We start from the raw sequence: 16,649 nt of genomic DNA on the forward strand, positions 1-16,649 counted from the left end.
GGCGCGTTTTTTCTGTGACTGACGTGGCAGCGTTCTCTTTCGACAAACTGGTGATTTTCGGCGTCGGGCTGATCGGCGGATCGCTCGCTCGCGCGTTGCGCGAACGCGGCGACGTAGGCGGCGCGCGGCGCGTGATCGGTGTGGGCCGCTCGGCTGCATCGACGGAGCGCGCGCTTGAGTTGGGCGTGATCGACGCGAGCGCCGCGCTAACGGATGACGCCGCGTTGCGCGACGCGCTCGACGGCGCCGACGTCGTGCTGCTGGCTGCGCCCGTTGCTCAGACGCAGCCTTTGCTCGAACGCATCGCGCCGTTCCTGGATCCGCGCACCATCGTTACCGACGCCGGCAGCACGAAATCCGACGTCGTCGCGGCGGCGCATGCTGCTTTGGGCGAGCGCATCAATCAGTTCGTGCCGGGACATCCGATCGCAGGTCGCGAGTCGAGCGGCGTCGAAGCGGCGTTGCCGGACCTGTACGTGAATCGAAACGTCGTGCTGTGCGCGTTGCCGGAGAACGCGCCGGGCGCCGTCGAGCGTATTGCCGCAATGTGGCGCGCGACGGGCGCGAGTGTGCACGCGATGTCGGCGGGGCAGCATGACCGCGTGTTCGCGTCGGTCAGTCATCTGCCGCACGTGTTGTCGTTCGCGCTGGTTGAGCAGATTCTCAATTCATCCGATGCTGAACTGAAGTTCTCGTTCGCCGCCGGCGGATTCCGTGACTTCACGCGGATCGCTGCGTCGAGCCCGGAAATGTGGCGCGACGTCTGCGTGGCCAATCGCGCGGCGCTGCTGGATGAAATTGACGACTACACGGCTGTGCTGGCGCGGCTGCGCGCGGCGATCGAAGCCGGCGACGGCGCGACGCTCGAAGCGGTATTTGCGCGCTCGCGCACGGCACGCAGCGCGTGGCAGGAACGTGCCGCGCCGTCGAAGAAGCCGTCGCCCGCGCGCTCGCCCGCCGACGACGCGTCGAAATAAAGGACACTGGAATTCACATGGAACATCTCGATCTCGGACCGTTTTCCCGTGCATCCGGCACGGTTCGTCTGCCCGGCTCGAAGAGCATCTCGAATCGCGTGCTATTGCTGGCGGCGCTGGCCGAAGGCGAAACGACGATCACGAATCTGCTCGATTCGGACGACACGCGGGTGATGCTCGACGCGCTCGAAAAGCTCGGCGTGAAGGTCAAGCGCGACGGCGACACCTGTGTCGTGACGGGCACGCGCGGCGCGCTGCCGGCGGCGCGCGCCGACCTGTTCCTCGGCAACGCGGGCACGGCAGTGCGCCCGCTGACGGCCGCGCTTGCCGTGAACGGCGGCGACTATCGGATTCACGGCGTGCCGCGTATGCATGAGCGGCCGATCGGCGATCTGGTCGACGGTCTGCGGCAGATCGGCGCGAAGATCGACTACGAAGAGAACGAAGGCTTTCCGCCGCTGCGTATTCGTCCGGCGCAGATTTCGGTCGAGGCGCCTATCCGCGTGCGCGGCGACGTGTCGAGCCAGTTTCTGACGGCGCTGCTGATGACGCTGCCGCTTGTGAAGACGGAAAGCGGCGTGACGGTCGTGGAAGTGGCGGGCGAACTGATCTCGAAGCCGTACATCGAGATCACGATCAAGCTGATGCAGCGCTTCGGCATCGAGGTCGAGCGTTTCGGCTGGGAGCGTTTCACGATTCCGAGCGGCGTGCGCTATCAGTCGCCGGGCAAGATCATGGTGGAAGGCGACGCGTCGTCGGCGTCGTATTTCCTCGCGGCGGGCGCGCTGGGCGGCGGACCGCTGCGCGTCGAAGGCGTGGGGCGCGCGAGCATCCAGGGCGATGTCGGTTTCGCGACGGCGCTGATGAAAATGGGCGCGAACGTGACGATGGGCGACGACTGGATCGAAGTGCGCGGTGTCGGCAACGATCACGGCAAGCTGGACCCGATCGACATGGACTTCAACCTGATCCCCGACGCGGCCATGACCATCGCGGTCGCCGCGCTGTTCGCGGACGGCACGTCTACGCTGCGCAATATCGCCAGCTGGCGTGTGAAGGAAACCGACCGCATCGCCGCGATGGCGACGGAATTGCGCAAGGTCGGCGCGAAAGTGCAGGAGGGCGAGGATTTCCTCGTCGTCGCGCCGCCCGAAAAGCTGACCCCGAATGCCGCGATCGACACCTACGACGACCACCGGATGGCGATGTGCTTCTCGCTGGTGAGTCTCGGTGGCGTGCCCGTTCGGATCAACGATCCGAAATGCGTCGGCAAGACGTTCCCCGATTATTTCGAGCGCTTCCTGGCGCTCGCGCAACCCTGATCCCGCTTTGACTACACGTGCCGCCCGTTCCGACGGGCGACCTCTCCGATGAAACCGACCCGCCCCTTTCACCAGACGCCCGTCATCACGATCGACGGCCCCACCGCATCCGGCAAAGGCACGGTGGCCGCGCTGGTCGCCGCCGAGCTCGGCTTTCACCTGCTCGACAGCGGCGCGCTGTACCGGCTCGCCGCGCTCGCCAGCGTGCGCTACGACATCGCCGCCGATGACGCCGACGCACTTGCAAAACTGGTCGGTGAACTCCATATCACCTTTCGCGAAGGCATCGCGCAGCTGGATGGCGCCGACGTGTCGACCGACATCCGCGCCGAGGAAATTGGCAACCGGGCTTCGGCGATCGCCATTCACGCACCCGTCAGGGCCGCGCTAGTGGCCCGTCAGCGGGCTTTCCGCAAGCAGCCGGGCCTGGTTGCCGACGGCCGCGATATGGGCACCGTGATCTTTCCTGACGCCGCGCTGAAGGTGTTTTTGACGGCCAGCGTCGAGGCGCGCGCCGCCCGCCGGCATAAGCAATTGATCCAAAAAGGATTTTCTGCTAATATGGATGACTTGCTCCGGGATTTGCGTGAACGCGACGAGCGCGACAGTCAGCGCGCAGCCGCGCCACTCAAGCCTGCGGCAGATGCGCAGCTGCTCGACACCTCTGCATTGTCGATCGACCAGGCGGTCGAACAGGTGGTGCAATGGTACCGGGAGCTGGTTCCGCAAAGCTGAACGCGGAACAGACCGCATCGAATGTTTTTGAGTAGTCGTGTTGGTGCCTTGCGGTGAAACGCGAGGCGATTGTTTAACCCTTAACCCCGTATGGCTTTCGCTCCTTGCCGTAGTGCTGAACCGTGGTGGTTCACCTGACGCTGCGAGAACCATGCAATATCAGATTTTTATGTCCGACCTGCAAACCTCTACCCCGAATACCGAATCCTTTGCGGCTCTGTTTGAAGAGTCGCTGACCAAGCAGGACATGCGCGCTGGCGAAGTGATCTCCGCCGAAGTCGTGCGTGTCGATCACAACTTCGTGGTCGTCAACGCTGGTCTCAAGTCCGAAGCCTACATCCCGCTCGAAGAGTTCCTGAATGACGCGGGCGAGGTAGAAGTGCAGGCGGGCGACTTCGTTTCCGTCGCGATCGACGCGCTGGAAAACGGCTATGGCGACACGATCCTGTCGCGCGACAAGGCGAAGCGTCTGGCTTCGTGGCTGTCGCTGGAAAAGGCCCTCGACAACAACGAACTCGTGACGGGCACGATCACGGGCAAGGTCAAGGGCGGCATGACCGTCATGGTCAACGGCATCCGCGCGTTCCTGCCGGGCTCGCTGGTCGACACGCGCCCTGTCAAGGACACGACGCCGTACGAAGGCAAGACGCTGGAATTCCGCGTCATCAAGCTGGACCGCAAGCGTAACAACGTGGTGCTGTCGCGCCGCGCTGTGATCGAAGCGACGCAAGGCGAAGAGCGCGCAAAGCTGCTCGAGACGCTGAAGGAAGGCGCGATCGTCGAAGGCGTGGTCAAGAACATCACCGACTACGGCGCGTTCGTGGATCTGGGCGGTATCGACGGCCTGCTGCACATCACCGACATCGCATGGCGTCGCGTGCGTCACCCGTCGGAAGTTCTGTCGGTTGGCCAGGAAGTCACGGCAAAGATCCTCAAGTTCGACCAGGAAAAGAACCGCGTTTCGCTCGGTATCAAGCAACTGGGCGACGATCCGTGGGAAGGCATTTCGCGCCGTTACCCGTCGGGCACGCGTCTGTTCGGCAAGGTCACGAACATCACCGACTACGGCGCATTCGTTGAAGTCGAGTCGGGCATCGAAGGCCTCGTCCACGTGTCGGAAATGGACTGGACGAACAAGAACGTTGCGCCGTCGAAGGTTGTCCAGCTGGGCGACGAAGTCGAAGTCATGGTCCTCGAGATCGACGAAGACCGCCGCCGTATCAGCCTCGGCATGAAGCAGTGCAAGCCGAATCCGTGGGACGACTTCAGCCGCAACTTCAAGAAGGGCGACAAGCTGCAAGGCGCAATCAAGTCGATCACCGACTTCGGCGTCTTCATCGGTCTGCCTGGCGGCATCGACGGTCTGGTTCACCTGTCGGACCTGTCGTGGTCGGAAACGGGCGAAGAAGCTGTCCGCAAGTACAAGAAGGGCGACGAAGTGGAAGCGATCGTTCTCGGCATCGACGTCGAGAAGGAACGTATTTCGCTGGGTATCAAGCAACTCGAAGGCGACCCGTTCAGCAACTTCGTTGCAATGAACGACAAGGGTTCGATCGTCGACGGCGTGGTCAAGACGGTGGACGCGAAGGGTGCAGTGGTTCAGCTGACGGCAGACGTCGAAGGCTACCTGCGCGCTTCGGAAATCGCACAAGACCGCGTGGAAGACGCTCGCAACGTGCTGAAGGAAGGCGACAAGGTCAATGCGATGATCATCAACATCGACCGCAAGTCGCGTGGCATCAACCTGTCGATCAAGGCGAAGGACTCGGCTGAGCAACAGGAAGCGATGCGCGGCCTGCAAGCCGACACGAACTCGGCAGCAAGCGGCACGACGAACCTCGGCGCGCTGCTGAAGGCCAAGCTCGACGGCCAGAACCAGTAAGCCTTAAGGGGTCTGCTGCAGTATGACCAAATCGGAATTGGTCGCCCAGCTGGCTACGCGATTTCCGCAACTTGTCCTCAAGGATGCGGATTTCGCGGTGAAGACGATGCTCGATGCGATGTCGGACGCCTTGGCGAACGGCCATCGCATCGAAATTCGCGGCTTCGGCAGCTTTGGCTTGAACCGCCGTCCATCCCGCGTCGGGCGCAACCCGAAGTCGGGCGAAAAAGTGCTGGTGCCCGAGAAGCACGTGCCGCACTTCAAGCCTGGCAAGGAGTTGCGCGAACGCGTCGATCGTCGTGCGGGCGAGCCTTTGAAAGACGAAGCCGCGGACGACGATCTTTGAGCCGGCTCTGTGTAGTTTTCGCAGTTCCGGTTGAAGTTCGCCGCGGCTAAGCCAGTCAAACGGCATTGACCAGAAAAAAGCGCCTTAGGGCGCTTTTTTTTCGTCTGTCGCAAGTGAATCGGCTCCAAGGCCGCGTTCCGAGGCCGATTCACACCACGATCGCGCACATTTCTCATCCCTTTAGCGACAGTAAGGCATCACGAGCGGCATGCCTCTGCCAGTCCCCATAGGCTTCATTTACAATACGGGTCACTTCGGCGCGGGCGAACACCGTGGCGCGACGCGTCATCAAGCCGGCGTCATCCCGCAACCGCCGTCAAGAGATCAATACATGAAATTTATCGTCTGGCTGATTCGCGTACTGGTGTTCGTGCTGCTGCTGGTGCTTGCACTGTCCAATACGCAAAGCGCTACGCTGAATTTCCTCGCCGGGTATGCGTGGCAGGCGCCGTTGATTCTGATCGGGCTGGCGTTCTTCGTCGTCGGCCTGCTGGCCGGGCTCGTATCGTCGCTGCCGGCGATGTTCCGTCTGCGGATGGAAAACGGCCGGCTGAAGCGCGAGCTGCGCGTGGCGCGCGAAACGCCCGCTGTCGTCGAAGAGCCGCCGATGCCCCCGCTCATCTAGCCTTCTAACGCCGTGTGCCACTGGCGCACGGCCTCTTTCGCACTCCGCACATTCGCATGGATCTAGACCTCTGGTGGCTGCTTGTCATACCCGTCGCGTTTGCGTTCGGCTGGGTGGCTGCGCGCTACGACCTCAAGGCGCTGCTGTCCGAAAGCGCCAATCTGCCGCGCTCTTATTTTCGCGGACTAAACTTTCTGTTGAACGAGCAGCCGGACCAGGCCATCGACGCCTTCATCGAAGTCGTCAAGCTCGACCCGGAAACGATTGAACTGCACTTCGCGCTCGGCAATCTGTTCCGGCGTCGCGGCGAAACGGATCGCGCGATCCGCGTGCACCAGAACCTGCTGAGCCGTGCGGATCTGCCCGTCACCGAGCGCGACCATGCGTTGTACGAACTGGGCCAGGACTTCCTGAAAGCCGGCCTGCTGGATCGCGCGGAAGAGACCTTCAAGGCGCTCGAATCGGGTGACTATGCGCTCGGCGCACAGCGCGCGCTGCTCACGATCTATCAGATCGAGAAGGACTGGAACAAGTCGATCGATACCGCGCGGCGGCTCGAAACGATGGGCGCCGCGTCGCTCGACAAGGATATTGGCCACTTCCATTGCGAACTGGCACAGGAAGCGCTGCAGCAGAAGAATCCGGACGAGGCACGCCGTCAGCTGGATCTCGCGCTGAAGGCGCATCCGCAGAACGTGCGCGCGACGATCCTGTTCGGCGACGTCGACGCGGCGGCCGGACAGTACGAGAAGGCGATCGAGCAATGGCTGCGAGTCGAGGAACAGAACGCGTCCTATCTGCCCCTCGTCGCCGAAAAGCTGATGAAGGCGTACGAAGCGCTTGGCCGTCAGGCAGACGGCGCCGATCTGCTGACGACGTGGGTCGACCGCTATCCGTCGAACGATCTGCTCGACGTCGCGTATCAGCACGTCTCGGCGCTGCGCGGTCCCGAAGCGGCGCACGCGCTCGCGCGCACGCAGATGCAGAAGTCGCCGAATCTCGCGGGCATGACGCGCCTGCTCGAAGCGCAGCAGGCGGTGGCCGAAGAGCCGCGCCGCAGCGAACTGGAACTGATGCGCACGCTGATCCGCCAGCGCACCAAGAATCTGCCGCGGTACACCTGCCAGAACTGCGGCTTCCGGGCGCGCCTGTTCTATTGGCAGTGTCCGGGCTGCAGCGGTTGGGAAACCTACGCGCCGCGCCGCGTCGAGCCGATCACGGCATCGAGCTGATGCCGGTCGCGTGCATGAACGCATGTCACAGGGCCGTCGCGCAGCACCGAAGCGTCGAACATTGAACCCGCATCATCTACCGGGAAGCGTATGAAAATCACCATTATCGGAACGGGTTACGTAGGTCTTGTCACGGGCGCATGCCTTGCCGAAGTCGGCAACGACGTTTTCTGTCTGGATGTCGATCCGCGCAAGATCGACATTCTCAACAACGGTGGCATGCCGATTCACGAGCCGGGCCTGCAGGAAATCATCGCGCGTTCGCGCGCGGCAGGGCGTATCACGTTTTCCACGGACGTCGCGGCCAGCGTCGCGCACGGTGAAGTCCAGTTCATCGCCGTCGGCACGCCGCCCGATGAAGACGGTTCGGCCGACCTGCAATACGTGCTCGAAGCCGCGCGCAACATCGGCCGCACGATGAACGAGTTCAAGGTCGTCGTCGACAAATCGACGGTGCCCGTCGGCACCGCGCAGCGCGTGCGCGGCGTGATCGCGGAAGAGCTGGCGAAGCGCGGCCTCAAGGACAGCGCGCAGCACGGCTTTTCGATCGTATCGAATCCGGAATTTCTGAAAGAAGGCGCGGCCGTCGAGGACTTCATGCGTCCGGATCGCATCGTCGTCGGCGTGGACAACGACGAGGACGGCGACAAGGCACGCGAGAAGATCCGCCGTCTGTACGCGCCGTTCAACCGCAACCACGAACGCACGCTGTATATGGACGTGCGTTCGGCCGAGTTCACGAAGTACGCAGCCAACGCGATGCTCGCCACGCGCATCTCGTTCATGAACGAGATGGCGAATCTGGCGGATACCGTCGGCGCGGACATCGAGGCCGTGCGTCGCGGCATCGGCTCGGACCCGCGCATCGGCTATCACTTCCTGTACGCGGGCGTCGGTTACGGCGGCTCGTGCTTCCCGAAGGACGTGCAGGCGCTGATCCGCACGGGCGCCGAGATGGGTCACAACCTGCGCATTCTCGAATCCGTCGAAGAGGTCAATAGCGAGCAGAAGGAAGTGCTCGTGCGCAAGATCACGGGTTCGCTGGGCGAGGATCTGAGCGGCCGCAAGTTTGCCGTGTGGGGCCTGTCGTTCAAGCCGAATACCGACGACATGCGCGAAGCGCCGAGCCGTCGCGTGATTGCGCAACTGCTCGCGCGCGGCGCGACGGTGCATGCGTACGATCCCGTCGCGACGACGGAAGCGAAGCGTGTGTTCGCGCTCGATCTGGCCAATGCACCCGAGCAACAGGCGCGTCTGCATTTCGAGAGCACACAGGACGAGACGCTCACAGGCGCCGACGCGCTCGTGATCGTCACGGAATGGAAGGAATTCAAGAGCCCGGACTTCGGACATCTGAAGAAGCAGCTCAAAACGCCGTTGATTTTCGACGGCCGCAATCTGTATGAACCCGAGGCGATGTCCGAGCTCGGCATCGACTATCACTCGATTGGACGTCCTTATGCACGACCCGCTCAAACTTCATCCGACTCCCGCCGTACCTGAAGGCGCGACGCTCGCGCCCGACGTAGGCATCATCGCGCGCGACCGCCTCGCTGCGGCGCGCGTGCTGGTGGTCGGAGACGTGATGCTCGACCGCTACTGGTTCGGCGACGTGAACCGGATCTCGCCGGAAGCGCCCGTGCCCGTGGTGCTCGTTCAGCGGCAGGAAGACCGGTTGGGCGGCGCGGCGAACGTCGCGCGCAACGCGGCGGCGCTTGGCGCACAGGCTGGCTTGCTGTGCGTGGTCGGTCACGACGAGCCGGGTGAGCGCGTCGTGCAACTGCTCGACGATAGCGGCGTCGCGCCGCATCTGGAGCGCGATCCCGAGTTGCCGACCACGATCAAGCTGCGCGTGCTGTCGCGCCAGCAGCAGCTGCTGCGCGTCGATTTCGAGAAGGCGCCCGCACACGAAGCGCTGCTCGCGGGCCTCGCACGCTACGACACACTGCTGCCCGCGCACGACGTGATCCTGATGTCGGACTACGCGAAGGGCGGCCTCACGCACGTCACGCAGATGATCGCGAAGGCGCGCGCGGCGGGCAAGCCGGTACTGGTCGATCCGAAGGGCGATGACTGGGAGCGCTATCGCGGCGCCACGCTGATCACGCCGAACCGCGCGGAGTTGCGCGAAGTGGTCGGGCAATGGAAGTCCGAAGCCGATCTGCTGGACCGCGTGACGAAGCTGCGCACCGAGCTGGAGCTGACGGCGCTGCTGCTCACGCGCTCGGAAGAGGGCATGACGCTCTTCTCCGACTCGGGCAAGCTGCACGCGGCGGCTGTAGCCCGCGAAGTGTATGATGTGTCGGGCGCAGGCGACACCGTGATCGCAACGCTCGCCGTGATGCTCGGCGCGGGCCTGCCGCTCGAAGAAGCCGTGACGCTCGCGAATCGCGCGGCCGGCATCGTGGTCGCCAAGCTCGGCACGGCCACTGTCGACTACGACGAACTCTTTCACTGATGCCCGCGCGCGCCCGTTGCATCGCGTGGCGCGCGGCGGTTCATCTCCGCATCCGTTGACTCTCATCACTGCAGGACGACCATGACTCTCATCGTCACCGGCGCGGCTGGTTTTATCGGCAGCAACATCGTCAAGGCGCTCAACGAGCGCGGCGAAGACCGCATCATCGCCGTCGACAACCTGACGCGCGCCGACAAGTTCAAGAACCTCGTCGACTGCGAAATCGACGACTATCTCGACAAGACGGAATTCGTCGAACGCTTTGCGCGCGGCGACTTCGGCAAGGTGCGCGCGATTTTCCACGAGGGCGCCTGTTCGGACACGATGGAAACCGACGGCCGCTACATGATGGACAACAACTTCCGCTACAGCCGCGCGGTGCTCGATGCGTGTCTCGCACAGGGCGTGCAGTTTCTGTATGCGTCGTCGGCGGCAACGTATGGCGGCTCGACGCGTTTCGTCGAAGAGCGCGAAGTCGAGGCGCCGCTGAACGTCTACGGCTATTCGAAGTTCCTGTTCGACCAGGTGATTCGCCGTGTGTTGCCGACGGCGAAGAGCCAGATCGCGGGCTTCCGCTATTTCAACGTGTACGGGCCGCGCGAATCGCACAAGGCGCGCATGGCGTCCGTCGCGTTTCACAACTTCAACCAGTTCCGCGCCGAAGGGAAGGTGAAGCTGTTCGGCGAGTACAACGGCTACGCGGCAGGCGAACAGACGCGCGATTTCGTCTCCGTCGAAGACGTGGCGAAGGTGAATCTGTACTTCTTCGATCATCCGGAGAAGTCGGGCATTTTCAATCTGGGCAGCGGGCGTGCGCAGCCGTTCAACGACATCGCGTCGACGGTGGTCAACACGCTGCGTGCGCTCGACGGCGAGCCGGCGCTATCGCTCGCGGAGCTGGTGCAGCGCGGGCTGATCGAGTACGTTCCGTTTCCCGATGCGTTGCGCGGCAAGTATCAGTGCTTCACGCAAGCTGACCAGACCAAGCTGCGCGCAGCCGGCTACGACGCACCGTTCCTGACGGTGCAGGAAGGCGTCGATCGCTACGTGCGTTGGCTATCTGGCCAGGTGTAAATCGTTCGTACACCTCTCTAGACTGGAGTCTCCCGGTCGGTGATCGTCACCGGCCGGTGTTTCAGGGAGATTCCATATATGTTCAAAAAAATCCTCGTCACGGCGGCCATGCTCGCCGCTTTCGGCCAGGCGTTCGCCTCCGTCGATGTCAATTCCGCTAACGAATCCGCGCTGCGCGGCATCAAGGGTATCGGTCCCGCGAAGGCGAAGGCCATTCTCGACGAACGTTCGGCTCACGGTCCGTTCAAGGACGCGTCGGATCTCAGCAAGCGGGTCAAGGGTCTCGGCGGCCATACGGTCGAGCGTCTGCAGGCCGAAGGTCTCGCTGTCGGTACATCGGGCGCTGGTGCGACGGCTGTCGCTGCTGCTGGCGCACAGGCTGCGGCGCCGCACGCGAAGTCCGCGTCCGCTGCGAAGAACGACACGGCAGTGGTGGTCAAGAAGTAACCCATCGGTCTGAATGCATGAACTGAGCGCCCGATGTGCGCCGGTACGTCCCGGCACGCAGGGCGGGCGCTCGCCTCCGTCTCACGCTTCCCTTCGGAGTTGCCACAGGTCACTCCTTCGGCCGTCGTTCAGATGACTGGCTCCCGCGGCAGATCCAGCCTGCCGCGGCTTTTTGCGTGTGCACCGGGGCGCTTCGTGGCAGGGAAGGGAGCGCCGAAGCATCCATGCACGCGACAGGGGCTGCCGGCAGCGCCGCGCCCGGTAGTTTAGAATCGACGGATTCAAGACTCCGCGCACCGTCACAGCACGCAACCGACATGGCTTACAAAACGATTGAAGACACGATCGGCAATACGCCCCTCATTCAGCTCGTCCGCGTCGTGGACGACGACATCCGCGCGCGCAACAACGTCGTGCTCGGCAAGCTGGAAGGCAACAACCCTGCGGGTTCGGTGAAGGACCGCCCGGCGCTGTCGATGATCAAGAAAGCGGAACTGCGCGGGCGCATCAAGCCGGGCGACACGCTGATCGAAGCGACAAGCGGCAACACAGGCATCGCGCTCGCGATGGCAGCGGCCATCCGCGGCTACAAGATGATCCTGATCATGCCGGAAGACCTGTCGCTGGAACGCCGTCAGAGCATGGCCGCGTACGGTGCGCAGATCATGCTGACGCCCGTCACGGGTGGCATGGAATACGCGCGCGATCTCGCAGAGCAGATGCAGCGCGAAGGCAAGGGCATCATCCTCGACCAGTTCGGCAATCCGGACAATCCGCTCGCGCACTACGAAGCGACGGGCCCCGAAATCTGGCGCGACACGGAAGGCCGCATTACGCACTTCGTATCGGCGATGGGCACGACGGGCACGATCATGGGCGTGTCGCAGTACCTGAAGGAACAGAATCCGTCGATCGAAATCATCGGCGCGCAGCCGGAAGAGGGCTCGCGCATTCCGGGCATCCGCAAATGGCCGGAAGCGTATCTGCCGAAAATTTTCGACCGCAGCCGCATCGATCGGGTCGAAAACGTGAGTCAGGCGGCGTCGGAAGCGATGGCGCGCCGGATGGCGGCTGTCGAAGGCGTGTTCTGCGGCATCTCGTCGGCGGGCGCGTGCGAAGTGGCGCTGCGTATCGCGCGCCAGGTCGAGAACGCGACCATCGTGTTCATCGTTTGCGATCGCGGCGACCGCTATCTGTCGACGGGCGTGTTCCCCGCATAACGCGAGCGCGTTCCACACAGCTCTGCAAAGAAAAACGCCGGCATCTGCCGGCGTTTTTTATGGTCACGTGAGCGCGATTACTGCGACGCTGCCGGCATCGACGCAGTGCCTGCGTCCGTCGCCGCCATCTGCGCCTTCACGCGTTCACCAAGCTGATACACGGCAAGCGCATAGAAGAAGCTGCGGTTATAGCGCGTGAGCACGTAGAAATTCTTGAGCCCAAGCGTATATTCCGTGGCCCGGCCCGGCGACGGCAGATCGACGACGGTAACCGGCGTGCCCGCTTCCGTGCGTGTGTCGAGACCCGGCTCGTTCATCAGCATGCCCGCCTTCAGCAATTGCTGCAGCGACCAGCGCGGCTCCGGCGCGCCCGTCGCGGCGGCTTGCGCGATGCCGAGGCTGCCCGTGTCCGTCGCGATGTTCCACACGACGGGACGACCCGTTTCCCAGCCGTTCTGCTTCAGATAATTCGCGACGCTGCCGATCGCATCTGCCTGGCTCGTGCGCAGATCGATCTTCTTGTTGCCGTCGTAATCGACTGCATACTGGACGATGCTGCTAGGCAGAAACTGCGGAATGCCGATCGCGCCCGTGTACGAACCCAGCACTGTGGTCGGATCGATTTGAGAATCGCGTGTCCACACCAGGTAGTCTTCGAGATTCTTTCGGAACGTGATCATCCGGTCCGCGCGATTCGGCGTGTTCGGATAATCGAACGAGAGCGTGGTGAGCGCGTCGAGCACACGGAAGTTGCCCATATAGCGCCCATAAATCGTCTCGACGCCGATGATGCCGACGATCACCTCCGGCGGCACGCCATATTGTTCGTAGGCGCGTTGCAACGTTGCCTGATTCGCGCGCCAGAATTTCACACCCGCGTTGATGCGAACCGGATCGAGAAAGCGCGCCTGATACACGCGCCAGTTCTTGATCGACGGAATTGGCGAAGGCGTCACGAGCTTCACGGCCGTGGCCGAATAGCTGACGCGCGCGAATAGCGCGTGCAATGCGGCGGTGTCGAAGTCGTAACGCGCGGCCATGTCGTTGATGAACGCGTCGACGTCGGCATTGTTCGCGTAACGTTGCGGAACGATCTCTTCTTCGAACTGCCCTTGCGACGGCTGCTCGGGCTGGCCCTGCGCGAGCTGCACGCGTGGCTTGCTGTTGACGGTCTGCGCCGAAGCCGGACCGACTCCCGCGAACGCGCACCATGCGATGGACAGCGCGGCGGCTACAGTCGTTGCGCGTAGCCGATGGAGTGCGGACGGAGCAAGCTTGACGGTCATGGTGAACTGGATCTGTGGGGCAAAAAAGTTACGGGGCAGTATACCCGACGGGATTCTCGAAACTGTGCAGAAGCGTTGCTGCATCACGGTCTGGGCGCATCGTGTGGTAAGTTCGTAGTATTCGCGCAACCCGCTTGCGTCAATGGACGGAGACATGTAGCGCACCTTCGCGACACTTCGCGAAGCGCGCTGCTCACAATCAACTCATGGCAACCGGTTTCTATTCACACGCAGACTGCCTGCAGCATGAGATGGGCCAGTGGCATCCCGAATGCCCCGCCCGTCTGCAGGCGATCGAAGACCAGCTGATCGCGAGCCGCATCGGCGAGCTGATCGAGCGCGAGTCCGCACCGCTTGCCGACGAAGCCGCGCTATTGCGCGTGCATACGAAGGCGCATGTCGACTACATCCGCGAGCGTGCGCCGCAGAGCGGCTACGCTGAAATCGATCCCGACACGTCGATGAACCCGCACACGTGGACGGCCGCATTGCGCGCGGCGGGCGCCGCCGTCGCAGCCACGGATGCCGTGATCGAAGGCCGCTACGACAATGCGTTTTGCAGCGTGCGTCCGCCCGGCCATCACGCGGAGCCGGCGCGCGCAATGGGCTTCTGCTTCTTCAACAACGTCGCGATTGCCGCGCGGCACGCGCTCGAAGTGCACAAGCTCGAACGTGTCGCGATCATCGATTTCGACGTGCATCACGGTAACGGCACGGAAGCCGCGTTTTCGAACGACACGCGCGTCCTGATGTGCAGCATCTTCCAGCATCCGTTCTATCCGTTCACGGGTGCCGACAATCAGGCGCCGAATATGTGCAACGTGCCGATCGCGGCGCGCTCGAAGGGCATGGTCGTACGCGAAGCCATCGACATGATCTGGTTGCCGCGGCTCGAAGCGTTCAAGCCGCAGATGCTGTTCGTGTCGGCGGGCTTCGACGCACATCGTGAGGACGATCTCGGCAACATGGCGCTCGTCGAGGACGACTATGCGTGGATCACGCAGCAGATTCGGCAGGTCGCGGACAAATACGCGAAAGGGCGCATCGTCAGTTGTCTGGAAGGCGGCTACAACCTGTCGGCGCTCGGACGCAGCGTCGTCGCGCACGTGAGAGCGCTCGCGGACATCTGAACGCGGCGGCGCGCATCGGAGGAGGCAGCATATGAACGCAGAGGCAACGGGCGCACTGATCGAATTGACGCGAGACGCGTATGACGTGCGCGGCGTCGTGCGTCTCACGCTGAACCGGCCGGATGCGTTCAACTCGCTTTCCGAAGCGCTGCTCGACGAGATGCAGGCACATCTCGCCGACATCGCGAAGAGCGATGCGCGCGTCGTCGTGATCGCGGGCGCGGGCCGCGCGTTTTGCGCCGGCCACGATCTGAAGGAAATGCGCGCGGCGCCGTCGCTCGATTACTACCAATCGCTGTTCGCGCGCTGCGCAAAGATGATGCTCGCAATCCAGCGGATGCCGCAGCCGGTGATCGCGCGCGTGCACGGCATTGCGACGGCGGCGGGCTGTCAACTCGTCGCCACGTGCGATCTCGCCGTCGCCGCCGATACGGCGCGCTTCGCGGTGTCGGGCGTGAATCTCGGGCTGTTCTGCGCGACGCCTTCCGTGCCGTTGTCGCGCAACCTGTCGCGCAAGGCCGCGCTCGAAATGCTGCTGACGGGCGACTTCATCGACGCGATGGCCGCGAAGCAGCAAGGTCTCGTGAATCGCGTGGTGCCGATGGACATGCTCGACATTGAAGTCGCCGCGCTCGCGAAGAGCATTTGCGCGAAGCCGCGCGAGGCCGTCGAAGCGGGCAAGGGGCTGTTCTACCGGCAACTCGAAATGGGCATAGAGGCCGCGTATCAACTGGCCGGCCAGACCATGGCCTGCAACATGATGGACGAGTCGGCGCTCGAAGGCGTGCAGGCATTCATCGACAAGCGGCCGCCAGACTGGAAGCAGTCCTCGGGCCGCTGACCCCGCTCATTCCGAACGTTTCAATATCCACGCGACGAGTGCGTCGATCACGCGTTCGCGATCGAGGTCGTTCATCGTCTCGTGATAGCTGCCGTCATAGAACGTGAGCGTCTTGTCGGGCGAACCGGCGTGCGCGCCGAAGTCGCGGCTGCCTTCGGGTTCGGTGAGCTTGTCGGCCGTGCCGTGCCAGATGAGCAGCGGCGTGCGCAGATGCGCGCGGCCTTGTTCGATGCGCTGCATCGCGAGCAGGAGTTCGGCGCCCGTGCGTGCGGGAATCGCGCCGTGATGGACGAGGGGATCGCTCGCATTTGCCTCGACGACACGCGAATCACGCGACAGCAGCTTCGGATCGATTTTCATCGCCGGGAAGCGCGGCCACACCCGGCTGATCTTCTGGCTCAGCGCGAGCATCCAGCGCGGCACGTCGCGGCCGGGCGCGAGGGCGGGACTCGACAGGATCAACCCGTTCAATGAGCGTCGACTCTCGGGATGCTGCTCGATCGCATGCAGCGCCGCGATCGCGCCGCCCATGCTGTGGCCCATCAGGAACAGCGGGCCGTCGTTGCGCGTCGCTTCGGTGATGAGCGCTTCGGCATCCAGCAGGTATTCGTCGAAGCGTTCGATCCACACACGCCGACCGGGTGCGTCGCCGTGGCCGCGCAAGTCGACGGCGATCAGTTCGATGCCGTTCGCGTTGAGCGTCTGTGCAAGCGCCGCGTATCGTCCCGCGTGTTCGGCGAGTCCGTGGATCAGCGCGACCGTCGCGCGGCGCAGGCCCGCGGCGCGCCATCGATAGACCGGCAGAGTGACGCCGTCGCGTGTCGTGGTTTGCGTGCGCTCGGGATGCGAGGCGACGGAAGCGGTACTGGCCTGTGAGGTCTCCATAGGCAATCGTCCGATTATTATTGGGATGCGCACGATCATAGCGGCATGCGAAGGCGCCTCCGTGTTTGAATCGCCCGAGCGATCCTCTAATTCCTGTCGGTTATGAAAGTCGCTGAATTGATTATTAAAGGATATGACGTGACTGCGGTAAAATCGTCGGGTTAAATTCAAATAAAAGTCACGGCGGCC

General features: G+C 63.3%; 16 protein-coding genes. 14 read left to right on the forward strand and 2 right to left on the reverse strand.

Annotation, left to right across the window (positions count from 1 at the left end; translation table 11 throughout):
* The first annotated feature begins 14 nt into the window (after positions 1-14).
* From QEN71_RS04080 to cysM, 12 genes are all read left to right on the forward strand, one after another.
* Complete coding sequence (locus QEN71_RS04080) at positions 15-977, forward strand: prephenate dehydrogenase (protein WP_201653237.1); 963 nt, start codon at positions 15-17, stop codon at positions 975-977.
* A gap of 17 nt (positions 978-994) precedes the next feature.
* Complete coding sequence (aroA, locus tag QEN71_RS04085; RefSeq protein ID WP_201653240.1) at positions 995-2,299, forward strand: 3-phosphoshikimate 1-carboxyvinyltransferase; 1,305 nt, start codon at positions 995-997, stop codon at positions 2,297-2,299.
* 48 nt (positions 2,300-2,347) lie between these two features.
* The gene (gene cmk, locus QEN71_RS04090; RefSeq protein WP_201653243.1) at positions 2,348-3,034 is read left to right on the forward strand and encodes a (d)CMP kinase; all 687 of its coding nucleotides are present in this window, start codon (positions 2,348-2,350) and stop codon (positions 3,032-3,034) included.
* A 151-nt stretch (positions 3,035-3,185) separates the two neighbouring features.
* A complete protein-coding gene (gene rpsA, locus QEN71_RS04095) occupies positions 3,186-4,916 on the forward strand; it encodes a 30S ribosomal protein S1 (RefSeq protein ID WP_201653246.1) in 1,731 nt (576 codons plus the stop codon).
* A 22-nt stretch (positions 4,917-4,938) separates the two neighbouring features.
* Entirely contained in the window at positions 4,939-5,262 is a 324-nt protein-coding gene (locus QEN71_RS04100; RefSeq protein WP_028369107.1) for an integration host factor subunit beta, read from the forward strand.
* 331 nt (positions 5,263-5,593) lie between these two features.
* Complete coding sequence (locus tag QEN71_RS04105) at positions 5,594-5,887, forward strand: LapA family protein (protein WP_109482019.1); 294 nt, start codon at positions 5,594-5,596, stop codon at positions 5,885-5,887.
* Between the two features lie 56 nt (positions 5,888-5,943).
* Positions 5,944-7,119, forward strand: coding sequence for a lipopolysaccharide assembly protein LapB (lapB, locus tag QEN71_RS04110; RefSeq protein WP_201653249.1), 1,176 nt, complete (start codon positions 5,944-5,946; stop codon positions 7,117-7,119).
* 90 nt (positions 7,120-7,209) lie between these two features.
* Positions 7,210-8,622, forward strand: a complete 1,413-nt coding sequence (locus tag QEN71_RS04115; protein WP_201653252.1) for a UDP-glucose dehydrogenase family protein — start codon at positions 7,210-7,212, stop codon at positions 8,620-8,622.
* Positions 8,579-9,577 carry a D-glycero-beta-D-manno-heptose-7-phosphate kinase gene (gene rfaE1, locus QEN71_RS04120; RefSeq protein ID WP_233471970.1) on the forward strand — a complete coding sequence of 333 codons (999 nt, stop codon included), beginning with the start codon at positions 8,579-8,581 and terminating at the stop codon, positions 9,575-9,577. Before QEN71_RS04115 ends, rfaE1 begins: the two co-directional genes overlap by 44 nt.
* Before the next feature lie 81 nt (positions 9,578-9,658).
* Positions 9,659-10,651 (forward strand): ADP-glyceromanno-heptose 6-epimerase, encoded by a 993-nt coding sequence (rfaD, locus tag QEN71_RS04125; RefSeq protein WP_201653255.1) that lies wholly within the window; start codon positions 9,659-9,661, stop codon positions 10,649-10,651.
* Positions 10,652-10,729: 78 nt separating this feature from the next.
* Positions 10,730-11,098, forward strand: a complete 369-nt coding sequence (locus QEN71_RS04130) for a ComEA family DNA-binding protein (protein WP_201653258.1) — start codon at positions 10,730-10,732, stop codon at positions 11,096-11,098.
* A 317-nt stretch (positions 11,099-11,415) separates the two neighbouring features.
* Positions 11,416-12,318, forward strand: coding sequence for a cysteine synthase CysM (gene cysM, locus QEN71_RS04135; RefSeq protein ID WP_201653261.1), 903 nt, complete (start codon positions 11,416-11,418; stop codon positions 12,316-12,318).
* Between the two features lie 77 nt (positions 12,319-12,395).
* Here the strand turns inward: cysM and mltB are convergent, their stop codons facing one another.
* A complete protein-coding gene (gene mltB / locus QEN71_RS04140) occupies positions 12,396-13,604 on the reverse strand; it encodes a lytic murein transglycosylase B (protein WP_201653264.1) in 1,209 nt (402 codons plus the stop codon).
* A 206-nt stretch (positions 13,605-13,810) separates the two neighbouring features.
* On the opposite strand from mltB, the gene QEN71_RS04145 reads away from it, so the two are divergent.
* A complete protein-coding gene (locus tag QEN71_RS04145) occupies positions 13,811-14,734 on the forward strand; it encodes a histone deacetylase family protein (RefSeq protein ID WP_201653267.1) in 924 nt (307 codons plus the stop codon).
* Positions 14,735-14,765: 31 nt separating this feature from the next.
* Positions 14,766-15,575 (forward strand): enoyl-CoA hydratase, encoded by an 810-nt coding sequence (locus QEN71_RS04150; protein WP_201653270.1) that lies wholly within the window; start codon positions 14,766-14,768, stop codon positions 15,573-15,575.
* Between the two features lie 6 nt (positions 15,576-15,581).
* Here the strand turns inward: QEN71_RS04150 and QEN71_RS04155 are convergent, their stop codons facing one another.
* A complete protein-coding gene (locus QEN71_RS04155; protein ID WP_201653273.1) occupies positions 15,582-16,460 on the reverse strand; it encodes an alpha/beta hydrolase in 879 nt (292 codons plus the stop codon).
* Positions 16,461-16,649: the final 189 nt, after the last annotated feature.

This window comes from Paraburkholderia sabiae (assembly GCF_030412785.1).
In the GTDB taxonomy this organism is placed as follows: domain Bacteria; phylum Pseudomonadota; class Gammaproteobacteria; order Burkholderiales; family Burkholderiaceae; genus Paraburkholderia; species Paraburkholderia sabiae.

What these genes read in the sequence shown, in the direction of transcription:
- aroA (WP_201653240.1), top strand. Translation starts at nt 995, where the DNA reads ATGGAACATCTCGATCTCGGACCGTTTTCCCGTGCATCCGGCACGGTT.
- cmk (WP_201653243.1), top strand. Translation starts at nt 2,348, where the DNA reads ATGAAACCGACCCGCCCCTTTCACCAGACGCCCGTCATCACGATCGAC.
- rpsA (WP_201653246.1), top strand. Translation starts at nt 3,186, where the DNA reads ATGCAATATCAGATTTTTATGTCCGACCTGCAAACCTCTACCCCGAAT.
- QEN71_RS04100 (WP_028369107.1), top strand. Translation starts at nt 4,939, where the DNA reads ATGACCAAATCGGAATTGGTCGCCCAGCTGGCTACGCGATTTCCGCAA.
- QEN71_RS04105 (WP_109482019.1), top strand. Translation starts at nt 5,594, where the DNA reads ATGAAATTTATCGTCTGGCTGATTCGCGTACTGGTGTTCGTGCTGCTG.
- lapB (WP_201653249.1), top strand. Translation starts at nt 5,944, where the DNA reads ATGGATCTAGACCTCTGGTGGCTGCTTGTCATACCCGTCGCGTTTGCG.
- QEN71_RS04115 (WP_201653252.1), top strand. Translation starts at nt 7,210, where the DNA reads ATGAAAATCACCATTATCGGAACGGGTTACGTAGGTCTTGTCACGGGC.
- rfaE1 (WP_233471970.1), top strand. Translation starts at nt 8,579, where the DNA reads ATGCACGACCCGCTCAAACTTCATCCGACTCCCGCCGTACCTGAAGGC.
- rfaD (WP_201653255.1), top strand. Translation starts at nt 9,659, where the DNA reads ATGACTCTCATCGTCACCGGCGCGGCTGGTTTTATCGGCAGCAACATC.
- QEN71_RS04130 (WP_201653258.1), top strand. Translation starts at nt 10,730, where the DNA reads ATGTTCAAAAAAATCCTCGTCACGGCGGCCATGCTCGCCGCTTTCGGC.
- cysM (WP_201653261.1), top strand. Translation starts at nt 11,416, where the DNA reads ATGGCTTACAAAACGATTGAAGACACGATCGGCAATACGCCCCTCATT.
- mltB (WP_201653264.1), bottom strand. Translation starts at nt 13,604, where the DNA reads ATGACCGTCAAGCTTGCTCCGTCCGCACTCCATCGGCTACGCGCAACG.
- QEN71_RS04145 (WP_201653267.1), top strand. Translation starts at nt 13,811, where the DNA reads ATGGCAACCGGTTTCTATTCACACGCAGACTGCCTGCAGCATGAGATG.
- QEN71_RS04150 (WP_201653270.1), top strand. Translation starts at nt 14,766, where the DNA reads ATGAACGCAGAGGCAACGGGCGCACTGATCGAATTGACGCGAGACGCG.
- QEN71_RS04155 (WP_201653273.1), bottom strand. Translation starts at nt 16,460, where the DNA reads ATGGAGACCTCACAGGCCAGTACCGCTTCCGTCGCCTCGCATCCCGAG.